The following is a 16,584-nucleotide window of genomic DNA, read 5'->3' as shown; positions in this document are numbered from 1 at the left end:
GTCGTCAAAGCAAGCCTTCCACTGTCATGTCTTCCTACTGTGCGCCGGAGCGGCCGAATAGCGCCGCGCCAGCGCTGAGCACGCTGACCCTGCTCATCGGTTCGCTGCTGTCCGGCGGCGCGCACGCCAACCCCTCGGGGGGAGCCGTGGTGGCGGGATCGGCCGGCATCGCGAGCGACGGCGCCGGCACGATGAACATCAACCAGTCGACCGGCAAAGCCATCATCAACTGGCAAAACTTCGGCATCAAGGCGGGCGAAACCGTCAATTTCCACCAGCCGAACTCGAGCAGCGTCACGCTCAATCGCGTGGTGGGCAACGATCCGTCGGCCATCTTCGGGCGCATGTCGGCCAACGGCACGGTCATGCTGGTGAACCCCAACGGCATCGTATTCGGCCGCGGCAGCTCGATCGACGTGGGCGGGCTGGTGGCGACCACCGCCAACATCCGCGACGACGACTTCATGGCCGGCCGCTACCGCTTCGACCAGCCCTCGCCCAAGCTCGACGCCATGGTGGTCAACGACGGCAGCATCAGCATCAAAGACAACGGGCTGGCCGCGCTGGTGGCGCCGGCGGTGCGCAATTCCGGCGTCATCCAGGCCAGGCTGGGACAGGTGGCGCTGGCAGGCGCGCGCAGCTTCACGCTGGACTTCCAGGGCGACGGGCTGCTCAGCTTCGACGCCGGCTCGGTGGTGGACCAGTTGCCCAAGGACGCCAGCGGCAAGCCGATAGGCGCTCTGGTCACCAACACCGGCGAGATACACGCCGATGGCGGTTCGGTGCTATTGACCGCCAATGCGGTCAAGAACGTCATCGACAATGTCATCAATACCAGCGGCATCGTCACCGCCAATTCGGTCGGCAGCCGCAACGGCAAGATCGTGCTGTCCGGCGGCGGCGCCGGGACGGTCGCCATCTCCGGCGCCCTCGATGCGCGCGGCGCGGCAGCCGGCCAGAACGGCGGCAAGATAGTCGCGACCGGGCAGCGCGTGGCGGTAGCCAAGACGGCGGCGCTGGACGTATCCGGCGCCGCCGGCGGCGGCGAGATCGCCCTGGGCAGCCTGGGAATCGCGCCGGAAGACGGCTCGGCCGCCTTCAGCGGCAAGTCGGAAACCGTCAAGGTCGCCGCGGGCGCCACGCTCAAGGCCGACGCGCGGGACAACGGCAAGGGCGGCAGCATCACGATGTGGTCCAGCGACACCACCGTATTCGATGGCGCCCTCTCGGCGCGCGGCGGCGCCAACGGCGGCGACGGCGGCTTCGCCGAGGTGTCCAGCCTGAAGAACATCGGCCTGACGGGTTCCGCCGACCTGCGCGCGACCAAGGGCGAGACTGGCTTGCTGCTGCTGGATCCGACCGATTTGCGCATCGTCGACAGCGGCCCCGGCAGCCAGGACGGCAATGCGGGCGACGGCGGGATAGGCGCGAGCGATGGCGACAGCGGCCTGAACACCGTGTCGCGCGGCCTGCTGGAAGGCCTGGCCGGAACGACCAACATCAAGCTGCAAGCCACCGGCCTGATCACGATCGACGCCATGACCAATCAGTTGATCGATTTGAAGACCACTACCGGCCACAGCTTCACGCTCGAATCCACACAGTCCGGCGGCATCCGCTTCGAAGACGCGGCAACCGAGATCCGCACGGCCGGCGGCGACATCACGCTGCGGACACTGGGCGCGGGAAGTTCGCTGGATAACATCGGCAAGCTGACCAGCAATGGCGGCAATATAAGCCTCGTCGCCAATGGCGACATCCGGCTGGCGGGCGCCGTCAATGCCGGCGCCGGCTCGGTCGCGGTGCAAAGCGGCGTCGGTTCCATCTACAACACCGGCGGAACCAGCCAAAACGTGGCAGGCGCCGCTGTGGCGCTGAACGCCGCGGCCGGCAGCGTGGGCGCGCCCGGCGCGGCGATCCGCACGGAGACGGCCAGGCTGTCGCTCACGTCCGGCGGCGACATTGTCGTCGCCAACAATGCCCAACTGTCGTCGCTGGCGGTCGCCAGCCGGCACGCCCGCAGCGGCAACGGCAACGTCTATGACGTCGGTTCGACCGGCCTGATCTTCAGCCTGAGCGACGGCGGCAGCTATCAGCTCGACCAGGTCAGCCAGGACGGCCTGGATTTCTCCTTCACCGGCGACCGCTCGATCGCCTTGGGCGCGCTGAACATCGGCGCCGGTACGCTGGGCCTGGCCTCGACGGCCGGCGACCTCAGTGGCAGCGCCGAGACGCTGCTCACCGCGGGCGCCGTCACCCTGACGGCGGCGGGCAGCAGCGGCGCCAATGGCGCGATCGGCACGGCGAGCCAGGCGTTGAAGACCCAAGCCTCGGCGCTGACGGCCACCGCCGGCAGCGGCGGCATCTATCTTGAAAATACCGGCGCCCTGGCCCTGAACAGCGTCACGGCTACCGGCGCATCATCCATCAAGGCAAGCGGCGACCTGACCGTCGGCAATGTCAGCGCAGGCAATGCCACGCTAAAGCTGGAGTCGGGCGGCAATATCCACGGCAATGCCGATAATGCGATCACTACCTCGTACCTGACGGCCGTCGCCGCCGGCGCGATCGGCAGCGCGGCCGATAGGCTGCGCCTGAACGCCACCAGCCTGTGGGCAAGCGCGGGCAATGGCATCTATGTCGACGGCACCGGCAGCAGCCTGACCCTCGACAAAATCGAATCTCAACACGGCGCGATCTCGATCCGGGGCGCCGGCACCATGACGGCCGTCGATGTCGACTCCCATGGCGGCGACACCGAATTGACCGCCAACAGCATCAGCGCCGGCCAGATCAATGCCGGCACCGGCAACGTTGACCTGACGGCGCGCAGCGGCAGCATCACCGCCTATGGCTCGTCGCTGCTCACCGGCGACACCGTCACGCTGACGGCGCCGGCCTCGAATGCCAACGACACGATAGGGACCTCATCGACGGCGCTCAACACCGCCGCCAAGACACTGAACGCCACGGCGGGCGCCATCTACATCAACCAGGCAGGCGCGGTCACACTGGACTCCCTCAAAGCCTACAACGGCATCTCGCTGCAGGCATCGGGCGGCGACATCACCACCGGCATGCTCGATGCGGGCACAGGCACGCTGAAGCTGGATGCCATGGCCGGCAGCATCGTCAGCGGCGCCGGCAGCAGGCTCTCGGCCGGCAACGTAAACCTGTCCGCCAGCGGCAGCCTCGGCAGCCACGCCAGCCGCATCACCACCGCCACGACCGGCCTGACTGTCAGCAGCGGCGCCGACATCTACGTAAGCAACGTGGACAAGACGCTGACCAGCCTGTCCATCAGCAACACGCACGCCGCCGGCCAGCCCATAAACGCCATCGATATCGACTCGCCCTTCCTGGGCTTCGACGTCGCCGACAATGGAGACGCGCACGAACTGAAGCAGATCTACAGCGCGGCGCTCGACTCGCTCAGCTTCACGGGCGACCGCGATCTGGTGCTCGGCAGCATCAAGGCGGGCGGCTCGGTATCGCTGACATCCACCGGCGGCGACATCGCCGATGACGGCAACGACGATACCCGCGTCGCCGGCGGCAACGTTGCCCTGCTCGCCGATCAGGGCAGCATCGGCACCTTTGCGCGCGACGTGGAGGTCGACACGTCCAACCTGACGCTCGCCACGCGCGGCCATTTGTACGCCAGCAGCGTCCGCGACCTGTCAGTGCTCGACATCACCAACCGGCATGCCAACGACGCGGACAACACACTGCAGGTGCGCGCCCCCAGCCTCGTCTTCGATATCAAAGACGCCGCTGGCTACAAGATCAACCAAGTCGGCGACAGCAATGGGATCGACTTCCGCTACACCGGCGACCGCGACATCACGGTCGGCACCATAGACGCCGGCTACGGCGGCAGCATCAGGCTGACATCGGAAAACGGCTCCATCCTCGACGACGGCGACAAATCCACCACGCTGCTCGCCAACGCCGTGAACCTGACCGCCATCGGCGCCATCGGCGCCACGGGCGGCGGCCACCTCGACATCCTGACCGGCAGCCTCAGCGCCCAGGCCGGCAACGGCGGTATCTACGTCCAGTTGCCCAGCCCGACCGGATCGAGCAACTACACCAGCACCATCACGCTCGGCACCATCTCCGCCACCAACGGCGCGGTGGTCATCGATGCGCTTCAGGGCGATCTGGCGCTGGGCGGCCAGGTTTCCAGCAGCAGCGACGACGTCACGCTGACCGCGGCCCAAGGCTCCATCCTCAATCCCAACGGCAACGGTTCCATCACCGCCGGCGGCGGCGAGATCACGCTGACGGCGGCCGGCTCCATCGGCAGCGCGGACACGACCACCGGAGGCAAGCGCGGCATCGCGGTCGGCGGATCCGGGCTGGTGAACGTCACGGCCCGCGCGGGCGACGACATCTACCTGAGTTCCAGCAGCAGCAATATGAAGCTGGCCGACGTGGACGCCGGCAAATTGGTCAGCTACACCCAATCCTCAGGCTCCACCACAGTCGGCAGCGTGCGGGGCGGCACGTCGGTCAGCCTGGCCAACACTTCCGGCGCCATCCTCGACGACGGCGACCAAGCGACGGGTATTACCGCCAGCCGCATCGCCCTGTCGGCGGCCGGCTCGCTGGGCAGCGCCGGCGCCCATCTTACCCTCGATGCGCCGGACGTCAGCCTCAGCAGCGGCGGCGGCATCGCCGTCGACAATGCCTCCGGCTTCACACGGCTGGACATCACGCGCACCGGGTCCGCCATCGGCCAGTATGCGATCACCGCCCCCAACCTCACGGCCTTCACTCTGTCCGAGGACGGCAGCAGCTACCACCTTTCGGACATCGCCAGCTCGACCGACCTGGACTTCGGGTTCACGGGCGCCAACAAAAATATCATGGTCGGCCAGATCGACGCGGGCGCGGCCGGCACGGTGCGGCTGAGCGCCACGGGTTCTAGCAGCATCGTCAATGGCGTCATCCCCGATCCCGAGGGAGGCGAGGAAGGCGTCGCCGGCAGCCGCATCACGGCATCGACCGTGTCGCTGTCGGCGGGCGGCTCGATCGGCGCCGGCGGCGAAGGCCAGGCCATCTCGCTGCTTGGCACCAAGGATCTCACCCTGACCGCCGGCCGCGACATGTATGTGGGCAGCGATACGGCGCTGAACCGGCTGGCCATCACCAGCACGAACACCTCCACGTCGCCGTCCATGGCCAGCAAGTTCGGCATCACGGCGCCAGGCCAGACCTACACGATCACTGACGATGGCGCCACCCAGTCCCTGACGGCCATCAGCGGCATCGGCCTGACGGATTTCAGCTTCGCGGGCCGCAAGAACATCCAGGTCGGCGCCATCACCGCCAGCAACTCGGTCAGCCTGGCCACCTCGGGCGGCGGCGTCAATTCCAGCATCACCAGCGACGGCGGCAGTGGCCGCATCACCGCCAACTCGGTCAAACTGTCGGCCTCCGGGTCCGACAGCTCATCTTCCCGCAACAGCCAGACGGGGACCATCGGCACGACTGGCCGGTTCCTGCGCCTGGACACCAGCAACCTGACCATTGCCAACAACGGCAATATTTATGTCAACAACAGCGGAAGCCTCTCCAGTGTCGACCTTCATCTGACACACCGCGACACGAGCAGCACCGATCCGTACGGCAATATCTACTCCTTCGCACTGGGCAGTGGTATGCTTTCCATCGGCGATGGCAATACTCAGACCATAAACGCCGACAGCGGCGGCATGGCGCTGACGCTCAGTACCGACCGCGGCATCAGCATCGGCAACATCAATGCCGCCTCGGTCGACTTGACGTCGCGCAGCGCACCTTTCAATACAGCCCCCTCCATCAACGGTGGCAACATCACTGCCGGCAGCGTCAGCCTGACGGCCATCGGCACCGACGGCAACGTGGGCGGCCAAGCACGAGTCAATACGGCGACGTCGCATCTGTCGATCGCCTCGGGAGGAAACGTCAACGTCGCCAACACCGGCACGCTGCAGTCGCTGTCGCTGCAAGCGCTGCACAAAACGACCGGCACACAGACTCATACTTACCAGATTTCATCCAGTGGCCTGACATTCAACGTAGACGACTCGACCGGCACGTCCGGCCTGACGCTAACGAACATCAACACGACGGCCAACCTGGCCTTGTCCCTGGCGTCGGACCGTACACTCACGGTCGAGAATATCAAGACCGGCGCCGGCGGCTCGGTCACGCTGGGCACGACCGGCACCATCTATGGCACCAGCACCAGCGCCGGCGATGCCGACATCACCACCGGCGGCCTGACGCTGAATGCCAACACGGTGCAGGGCCGCTATAGCCAAATCCCGGCGATCCCGCTATACGTCAGCGTCGACACGCTGTCCTCCGACGTGGGCTCGAGCCTATGGGTGTCCAACAACAAGGACTTGACGCTGCTGAACAACCGCGTCGGCAACTCGGCCCACGTGGACGTGACCAGCGGCTCGCTGATCCAATCGGGCACCGGCAGCTTCGTCAGCCCCGTGCTGACGCTGACCGCCGAGCAATCCATCGGCGGCAGCGGCGCGGCCGTGCTGACCGACACACGCCAGTTGACCACGCAGACCGGCAAGGACTTGTATGTCAACAACGCGAGCGACCTGTTCAAGCTCGACATCACGGCCAATCACACCGGCGCAGACAGCAACACGCTGCGGGTCACTGCCCAGGGCCTGGACTTCAACGTCACGGACAGCGGCTACGGCGGCGCCTACGACATCGTCAACGTCACCGACGAGACCGGTCTGAACTTCAGCCTGGCTGGCGACACTGACCTGCGCGTCGGCACCATCGACGCAGGCGCGGGCCGCAGCGTCAGCCTGGCGGCCACCGGCATCAACAAAAACATCACGAATCTGACAGGCGCGGACCTGCCAGAAGGCGCGCAAGCGCCCCACATCACGGGCAACCGCGTGAATTTGTCCGCCACCGGCTCGATCGGAGCCGCGTCCGGGGACGGGTCCGGCATCATCCAGACCACGGCGCGCGACCTGCTGCTGACCACCGGCGGCGACGTCTACGTCGCCAACGACATCGACCTGACCACCCTGTCGCTGACGAGCTGGCAGCCGAGCGGCGCGGCCGCCTACCAGATCACCGCGGGACCGGAATTCAACTTTGACGTCACCAATGACGGCGCCGTCACCCGGGTCAACGACGTCCGCGACACGACGGGCCTGAACTTCACCCTGGAGACCCAGCGCGCCCAGCAAATCGGCCAGATAGACGTGCAGCCCACCGGCACCGTGGCCCTGACCACCCACCACGCCGACGGCATCCAGCAATTGGACAGCGATCAGCACATCACCGCCGCCAGCGTGGAGCTGCGCAGCGACGGCAATGGCGCAATCGGCAGCGGGCCCGCAGCCCTGAACATTACCGCCCCCCGGCTGACTGTGCATAACTCGGGCGATGTCTGGGTGTCCTCCGACACTCACATCGATGCGCTCACCATCGATCGATTCGGCAGCCAGGCGCGTTCTTACGGCATCACCTCGGTCGTCGGCGGCGTCCCCACCTCCATTCTGGATGCCAGCGACAACGGGGCCGGCATCGCCATCAATGAGCTGGCCGATGCCACCGGCCTGGCCTTCAGCCTTTCCAGCGACAGCGACATCACCGTCGGCGCGATAGACCTGGGCGGCCTGGACAACGTCACGCTGTACGCCAGCAGCGGCGGCATCAAGGGCGACGGCGACGACACGACCAAGGTCCACGCGGCCAAGCTGTCCATGTCGACCAGCAACGGCGCCATAGGCGCCGCAGGCAGCGGCAACGGCATCGACGCCACGGTCAGCACGCTGTCGGCGTCCGCCGGCGGCAGCGGCAGCGGCGTCCACCTGGCGCTGGACAGCGCCACGACGCTGCAGGGCATATCGGCCTATGGCGACAGCTCGATCACCAACAAGACCGGCGACATCGCGCTAGGCTCGATTTCCCTGAACAACCACGACCTGGCCGTCGACAACCAGGGCGGCTCCATCCTCAGCGGCAACATCAGCGGCGCCGACAAGCTCAGCCTGATCGCCGAGGGCTCGATCGGCAACGCCGGCGCCATCCAGAGCACCGCCTACGGCGGCGGCACGACCACGCTGCAAACGGTCTCGGCCAAGGCCGCCAACGGCGCCGACGGCAGCATTGCCATCAGCGAAACCTACGGACTGACAGCTGTCAACGTCACCGGCGAAAGCGACATTTCGCTGAAGGCGGGCACCGGCGCTCTGACGGTCGGCATCGTCAACGCCGGCGACGGCGCGGTGACGCTTTCCTCGAACCAGGGCAGCATCCTGGCCAGTTCCGGCAACAAGGTCAGCGGCAGCAGCGTCAGCCTGACGGCCAAGTATGGCAGCAGCCGCTCGATAGGCACGTCCGGCACACGCCTGAACGTCGACACGGCGTCCCTCGCCATCGCCACGCCGGGCAGCTTCTTCATCACCAATTCGGCGGATCTGACAGACTTGACCGTCCTGCGCCAAAGTTCCCTCACGGGCGGCAGCGGCGGCACGATGAGCCTGACCGGCCCGACAGGCTTCACCTTCGCCGCCACCGACAATGGTTCGACCACCACGCTCACCAATGTCACCGACACCAGCGGGCTGAATTTCGACTACCAGGCCACCGGCGCCATCAGCGTCGGCACCGTGAACGTCACCTCGGGCGGATCGGTCAAGTTGTCCACCAGCCCGTGGAGTTCCGGTAGTTCGGGCAGCATCACTGCCGGTTCCGGCTCGCTGATCACCGCCGGACACCTGTCGGCGACCGCGAACAGCAGCAGCCTTTCCGGTTCTTCGAACATCACGTTGAACACCAAGGTCGGCAGCGTCGATGCCACGACGAACAACGGCGGCAACATCAGCCTGACGCAAGACGGTACGCTCAGCCTCGACAAGCTCTCGGCCAGCGGTGCGCTGTCGGTCACGGCCACCAGCGGCGACCTGCTGGTCAGCGGCGCGCTGACCGCCGGCGCGGGCAAGTCCATTACCCTCAACTCGCAATCGGGAAGCATTCTGTCCGGCGGCGGCACCATCACGGGTTCCGGCGACAGCGAGGGCTACGGAGCCGTCAACCTTACGGCCGCCCACGGCATAGGCAGCGATAGCGCGGCCCTGCAGATTTCGGCGCCGAACAATGCGGTATCGGCGACCGTCACCGGCGATGGATCGCTCTATCTGGACAGCCTGTCCAGCCTGACGGGCGGATTGACCACATCCGTCAAGAATGGCGCCACTGTCATCAACGCCAACGGCAACATCAATCTGACCAGCCTGGCCTCGGGCACCGACGCCGTGGGCAACGACATCTCGGTGCGCGCGACCATGGGCAACATCACGGTCAAGAACGTCCAGGCCGGCAGCAACTTTGGCCAGATCTCGCTGAACGCGGACAACGGTTACATCCTCGCCGATGCCTCCGGCTCCAACATCAGCGCCTATGGCATCGGCCTGCACGGCTCGTCCGGCATCGGCTCCGGCACGACTACGGCAGCCCGGGTCGGCGCCACCGGCCAGCGCGTGGAGGCCACCAGCAACGGCGCCGTCTACCTGAAGACCACCGGGAACGCCGCCTATTCATACGTCTCCGGCAGCGCCATTGATATCGCGGCCGCAGGCGGCCTGCTGCTGGCCAACGCCGTGTCCGACAACGGCGCCATCAATGTCACCGGCAGCGGCGCCAACAGCCGCCTGGTCGCCGGCAACATCGATGCGGGCACCTCGGGCAGCGTCAACTTCGACTTCAGCCAGGCCGGCGGGACCATCGTCGACGACGGCAATGCGCTGACGCGCATCGTCGCCGGCAATGTCGCCCTGAAGGCCGGCGCCGGTATCGGCGGCAGCGAGGCCGGCGCGGCCGAAACCGTGCAAACCACCACGGCCAACCTGACCGCCTCGGTGACCGGCAGCGGCGGGCTGTATTTGGATGACAACCGCGCCGACGGCATCACGCTGGCCTCGGTATCGACCCAGAACGGCGCCATCGGCATTACCACTGAGGGCAACACACAGGCCACCAGCGTGGTGTCGCAAACCAGCGCCGCTGGCAACGACATCTCCATCGTCAGCGCCAATGGCAATCTGACGGTCGGCACCATCGACGCCAAGACGCTGGGCGACGTGACGCTGCAAGCAGCCAACGGCGCCATCGCCGCCACTTCCGACAGCAGCCTGATTACTGCCCACGCCCTGACCGCCACGGCGGTCAACGGCATCGGCACGGTCGGCAGCCTGGCCACCGGAGAAGGCGGCCTGGCCCTGCGGATGAAGGTCGCCGAGATCGGCGGCCTGGCCTCCACCGCCGCGGACAGCGTCATCTCCATCAACAATATTGGAACCAGCGCCCTGACGCTGGGCGGCAGCTTGATCCAGATGGGCGCCGGCGGCTCGGCCTACCTCCGCACTGCGGGCGACCTGGACGCCAGCGCCGGCATCGGCGACGGCCAGGGCAACCTGCTGCTATCCTCGGGCGGCAGCCTCAAGATCGCGGCCGCCGGCATCGAAACCAGCGGCGCCGTGACGCTCAAGGGCGCCACCGACATCGTCGCTGGCGGCTCATCGCCGCGTTCGCTGGGCGTCAAGGCGGCTTCGCTGACCCTGACCAGCGGCTCGGCCGGCGGCGACACCACGCTGGTCACCGAGACGGCCAGCATCGACGCCCGCCTGACCGGCGCCGGCGCCTCCAACCTGGCCGTGGACAACACCGGCGACCTGGTCGCGACCCTGCACGCCAACAGCGGCGGCATCACCGTCGACAACGACGGCAAGCTTACCGCCCAGGACCTGAATGCGGCAACCGGCATCACGGCCACGGCCACCGGCACGCTGGACGCCACGAATGTGGTCGCTATTGGAAACACCATCAACCTGACGTCGGAGGCGGGCGACATCAATATCGGCACCGTCGACGCCGGCAGCGCGGACGGCAGCATCATCCTGGCCGCCGCCCGGGGCAAGCTTGCCGATACCGGCGCCGGCTCCGGACTGTTGGCCGACAGCCTGGACCTGACCAGCCAACACGGTATAGGCAGCACGGAGGCGCACTTCACGACGTCGGCGCGCCAGGTCTCCGCCCAGGTCACCGGTCTCGGCGACATTTACCTGGATGGCACGCGCGAGCTCACGCTGGGCGAGATCGTCACGCACGATGGCGACATCGCGCTGACCGCGGCCGGCAACCTGGCGAGCTTGACCGGCCTGAGCGCGGGCAATGGCGGCGATGTCTCGCTGGTTTCCAGCGGCGGCAACATAACCGTGTCGCACGCCATGACCCTGGAAGGCGGCAGCAAGGTCTCGCTGACGGCCGCGAGCGGCAATGTGAGCGTGTCGGAAGCCATAAGCCTGGGCGCCGACGAAAACGGCAATGGCGCCAGTCTTACTGTCGAAGGTGGGCAGATCGCCATGGCTCAGGCCAGCACCGCCGGCGCGCAGCACTACAGCGGCGACGTGACACTCAAGGGCGACCTGACCGCCAGCGCCATCGACATCGACGGCAATCTCACGCTGGCCGGGGCCGGCGTCACCAGGACGCTGGATACCAGCGCGGCGGGCGGCAATATCGGCATCGGCGGCACGCTCAACGGCGGCAACAATGCCGCAGCCATCCGCGCCGGCACAGGCACCGTCACACTGTCGGGCAATGCCAGCGAACTGGACTCCCTGACCATAGGCGCCGGCGCCATCCAGCTGGCTTCCGTCACGACCGCCGGCGCCCAGCGATACACCGGAGCCACCACCCTGGCCGGCAGCTATATCGCCGGCGACGCCGACTTCATCATCGACGGCGCGGCCACGCTGGGCGCCAGCGTCGATGTTGCGACCGGCGCCGGCAAGGTCCAATTCAAGGGCAGTGTCGATGGAGCACACGACCTCGCCATTGCGGCCGACGGCGGCGATGTGGCGTTCGAATCGACCGTGGGCAATGCGGCCGCCCGCCTGGGCGCGCTCTCCATCGATACGGCTGGCGCAACAACCTTGGGCGGCGCGGTCCATGCCGCGTCGCTGCGGACCGACGCGGGCGGCACGGTGGCCATCGACGGCGGCCTGGTCGACACCACCGGCGACCAGGTCTACGGTGAACGCGTGGTGCTGGGCAAGGACGCCACCCTGGCCGGCTCCAGCGTCGCCCTGCAGGACGGCGCCGACGGCGCATATGCCCTGACCATAGATGGCCCGGCCTCCCTGGCCGGCGCGATCGGCGACTATGCCGCGCTGGCCAGCTTGACGGTGAACGACTCCGCCACGCTGGCGGCCGGCAGCATCGCCACCACCGGCGACCAGTCTTACAACGGCGCTGTCACTCTGACAGGGAATCAGCGCCTGAGCACCCAAGGCGGCGACATTGCGTTCGCCGGCACGGTGGACGGCACGCACAACCTCACCATCCAGGCCGCTGACGGCGATGTGGTATTCGAATCCACAGTAGGCAATTCGGCCACGCGGCTGGGCGCGCTCTCGGTCAACACCACCGGCGCCACCATCTTCGACGGCGCGGTCTATGCCGCATCGCTGCGGACGAATGCCGGCGGAACCGTGGCCATCAACGACGGCCTGGTCGACACCACCGGCGCGCAGAGCTACGGCGACCGCGTCGTGCTGGGCCAGGACACCACCCTGACCGGCTCCAGCGTCGCCCTGCTGGCCGGCGCCGATGGCATCGCCCAAGGGGCGCAAAGCCTGACGATAGACGGTCCGGCCTCTCTGGCCGGGGCGATCGGCGCAAATGCCGCGCTGGCCAGCCTGACGGTCAACGACTCCGCCACGCTGGCCGCCGGCAGCATCGCCACCACTGGCAAACAGGCATACAACAGCACCGTCGTCCTGAGAGGGAATCAGCGCCTGACAACCCAAGGCGGGCCAATCGAGTTTGCCGACACGGTCAATGGCAGCCACGGACTTGCCATCCAGGCCAACGGCGGCAATGTCGTCTTTGCCTCGACCATCGGCGACACGGCCCGGCTGGGCGCGCTGTCCGTCGACACCGCCGGCGCCACCGTCTTCAACGGCGCGGTCTATGCCGCATCGGTGCAGACCGACGCGGGCGGAACCGTGGCCATCAATGACGGCCTGGTCGACACCACCGGCGCGCAAAGCTATGGCGAGCGCGTCGTGCTGGGCCAGGACACTGCACTGACCGGCTCCAGCGTCGCCCTGCTGGGCGGCGCCGACGGCATCGCCCATGGCGCGCAAAGCCTGGCCATCAACGGCGCGGCCTCCCTGGCCGGCGCAATCGGCGACTATGCCGCGCTGTCCAGCCTGACGGTGAACGGCTCCGCCACGCTGGCTTCCGGCAGCATCACCACCACCGGCGAGCAGAAATACGCCGGCCCGGTCATGTTGACCGGCGGCCAGCAGTTGAGCAGCGGCACGTCAGTCCGCTTCAATGGCGCGCTCGACGGCGCCCATGCCCTGGCAGTGCGGGCCGGCAGCGGCGGAGTCGCCTTCAGCGGCCCCATAGGCGGCAGCCAGCGGCTGGGCGCGCTCACTGTCGACACCGCCGGCGCCACCCGTTTCGATGGCACGGTACGGGCGGCGTCGGTACAGACCGATGCGCCGGGTTCCCTGGCCATCAATGGCGGCCTGGTGGACACCACCGGCGACCAGCGCTATGGCGAACGCGCCGTGCTGGGCGCCAACACCACTCTGGCCGCCGCCACGGTCCACTTGATGAATGGCGCCGATGCCATCGGCGCCGGCGGCCAGGCGCTGCATATAGCCGGCAACGCCGACATCCGCGGCAACCTGGGCGCCATGGGAACCTTGGCCGCGCTGGCTATCGACGGCGCCGCCACCCTGGATGCCGGCACGGTCGCCACCACGGGCAACCAGACCTACAGCGGCGCGGTCACCCTGAACGGCAGCCGCGCGCTGGACAGCAAGGAGGGTTCCATCGTATTCGGCAGCACGCTGGACGGCACCGATCGCAGCAATCTGGCGATCAGCGCCGCCAATGCCATCCAGGCAGCCGGCGATGTCGGCGGACTGGCTGCGCTGACATTGCGCGCGGGCACCTCCATCGTCTTCAACGGCGCGCTCAACGCCTACCGCATCCAGCAATTGGAAGCGGCGACGGCCGCTTACCGCGGTCCCGTCACGGCGCAAGGCGAAAACGGCATCGAGCTTGCCGGCGGCAGCTTCTCGTTCGGCGATACGGTGACCGCCTCCACTGGCGCCATCACCATTGCCAACAGCGACCCGTCCGGCACAGTGGATTTTGCGCGCAACGCCTGGGTACGGGCCGCGACAGGCTTCACCCAGACCGGCGGTTCGGCTGTGCGGCTGCCCGCCCGCCTCGAAGTGACCAAGGGGCCGATCACGATCGCGGCGCCCGCCCTGCTGCCCTCGGGCGATGCCGCCATCATCACCGACGGCGCCATCACCATGACCGGCCTGTATGGTCCCGGCACGGCGCTGACCATGGCGTCGGGCAGCGGCGCGCAGCGCATAGGCCTGAATGACAGCGACGCCAGCCATAAAATCAACGTAGCGCGCTTGATCGTGCCGAATGCGCTCTCGGCCTCGATGTATGGCTCGGTCAACGGTTATACCGGCGCGCAGGCTGCCTCCCGCATCACCAGCCAACTGGTCGGCGACCCGTACTACATGAACGACACCGTTTGGGGTCCGGTCGAGATCATAGGCCGGCTGGCGGCGACCACGGTTCCTCAATGGGTAGTGCCCAGCACTCCCGGCGCCGATTCATTGTTCCGTGGTACCGTCACTCCCGAGGGCGTCAGCCCCAATGCGCTGGCGCCCTATGCGGACCCGCAGGTCCTGAAAGTCGTCCAGCTTGGCGGGCCGGCGCTCCTGGAATCGTCGGATAATGACGATGATCGCCCGCAGGACTCCGCTCAATCCAATTTCTTCTGATTCCGCACCATGACTTCTACCACGCTTCCGCTGTTCTACATACAACCCAGGCCTTTGCAGGCCGCGCTGCATGACAAGCTGTCCCTGGCCGAGCAGGCCGGCTACGGCTTTGCCGGCGCGACCAATGCCGTGCCGCTGGTCGCCGGCGAAATCGCCGTCGCATGCCGGCACTATCCCATTGTGTTCACCGAAGGCGCGCTGCCGTCGCCGGTTGCCGTGCTGGGCCTGCGCGGCCAGGAAAACCTGTTCGTGGACGCCGACGGCCAATGGCGCGCCGGGCACTATGTGCCCGCCTACATACGCCGCTACCCCTTCATATTCATGGAAAACACCGACCGCGGGGAATACACGCTATGCATAGACGAGGCGGCGGCCAGCGTGGTCGAAGGCCGCGACCATCCGCTGTTCAACGATGACGGATCCCCCAGCGCGCTGTCGCGCAGCGCTCTGGATTTCTGCCGCGACTACCAGAACCAGCACGCCCACACGATGGAATTCATGCGTGCGCTGGCCGAGGCCGACGTGCTTGTAGAGAACCGCGCCGACATCACCCTGCCCGACGGCCAGCGCCTCAGCCTGTCGGGCTTCAAAATCATCGACGAGGCGAAATTCAACAAGCTGCCCGAAGACGAATTCCTGCGCTGGCGCGCCAATGGCTGGCTGCCGCTGGTCTATTTCCATTTCGTATCGATCGGCACCTGGTCCACGCTGCTCGACCGGATACAGCCATCGGCCGCCGGAACGGAGCCGGGCAAGGCGGCGGATAGCCAATAAAAGCTGTTATATTGAATCGAATGCGGCGAGGCGACGATGTGGCGATAGCCTCGCCGGTCCATCCCTTGACCTTGCCTCGATTTTCCTGTGACGCTTCCATGAAAACCAAGATACAGTTTCGCCTGCGCGTCTACCAGGACGACAGCATAGCCATCGGCCCCGGCAAAGTCGCTTTGCTGGAAGCCATTGCCGAAACCGGATCGATCTCCGCGGCCGCGCGCCAGTTCAACATGTCCTACCGGCGCGCCTGGCTGCTGATCGACCAAATGAACCGCGCCCTGAGCCAGCCCGCCGTGGCCACCGCGACCGGCGGCGCGCACGGCGGCGGCACCAGGCTCACTCCCGTGGGCGAAGACATCATCAAGCACTATCGCGCCATCGAAAGCACATCCCGTATCGCCGCCGCCGAGGACATCGCCGCGCTGACCAGGCTGCTCGCGCCCTGAAAACGGCGACGCCGGCGCGGTGTGATAGGTTCAGGCCGCCCGCGCATCCACATACGCCCACGCAGCCGTCCCCGAAGCCAGCACCACCCGGTCGCGCCGATAGTCCGACACTTCATAGCCATCGGCCTGGCGCAATTCGGCGGACGTGATGCGCAAGACCATGCCTTCCACACAATCCCGCGCATCCCCCGTGTAAGCCACGATAGGATGATGAGCCTTGCCGCTGGTGGCCACCACGGCGGGATCGCGGATTTCCAGCAGGCCCAGGCGATACCCGGGCAACTGGTCCGCATGGCCATCGAGCTTGCGCCCGAAAGTTGCCTGCTGCACGGCTTCCAATTGCAAAGTGCCATAGGAAAACAAATATTCAGTGGGTTCGACAGTGGTATCGGACATGGTGCGCGGCTTCCATATATCAATAGGCAAGAATCGGGACAAGCAGGCCTTCACGCGAGCCCCGCGTAAACTCGCGGATATTATGACACCGCCGCATGCTT

General features: G+C 67.0%; 4 protein-coding genes. 3 read left to right on the top strand and 1 reads right to left on the bottom strand.

Going from position 1 to position 16,584, the window contains the following annotated elements; translation table 11 throughout:
- Positions 1 to 26: 26 nt before the first annotated feature.
- From BUB23_RS10825 to BUB23_RS10815, 3 genes are all read left to right on the top strand, one after another.
- Positions 27 to 14,867: a filamentous hemagglutinin N-terminal domain-containing protein gene (locus BUB23_RS10825; protein ID WP_073103146.1), complete on the top strand. Its 14,841-nt coding sequence runs from the start codon at positions 27 to 29 to the stop codon at positions 14,865 to 14,867.
- 9 nt (positions 14,868 to 14,876) lie between these two features.
- Complete coding sequence (locus BUB23_RS10820; RefSeq protein ID WP_073103145.1) at positions 14,877 to 15,641, top strand: SapC family protein; 765 nt, start codon at positions 14,877 to 14,879, stop codon at positions 15,639 to 15,641.
- 98 nt (positions 15,642 to 15,739) lie between these two features.
- Positions 15,740 to 16,087, top strand: a complete 348-nt coding sequence (locus tag BUB23_RS10815; RefSeq protein WP_073103396.1) for a winged helix-turn-helix domain-containing protein — start codon at positions 15,740 to 15,742, stop codon at positions 16,085 to 16,087.
- Positions 16,088 to 16,117: 30 nt separating this feature from the next.
- On the opposite strand, the gene BUB23_RS10810 is transcribed toward BUB23_RS10815, so the two are convergent.
- On the bottom strand, positions 16,118 to 16,483 hold the full coding sequence (locus BUB23_RS10810) for a gamma-glutamylcyclotransferase family protein (RefSeq protein ID WP_073103144.1): 366 nt from the start codon (positions 16,481 to 16,483) through the stop codon (positions 16,118 to 16,120).
- Positions 16,484 to 16,584: the final 101 nt, after the last annotated feature.

Origin of the sequence: Pollutimonas bauzanensis (genome assembly GCF_900129885.1) — a bacterium.
Lineage (GTDB): Bacteria > Pseudomonadota > Gammaproteobacteria > Burkholderiales > Burkholderiaceae_B > Pollutimonas > Pollutimonas bauzanensis.
This window is presented reverse-complemented; position numbering and strand designations above follow the sequence as displayed.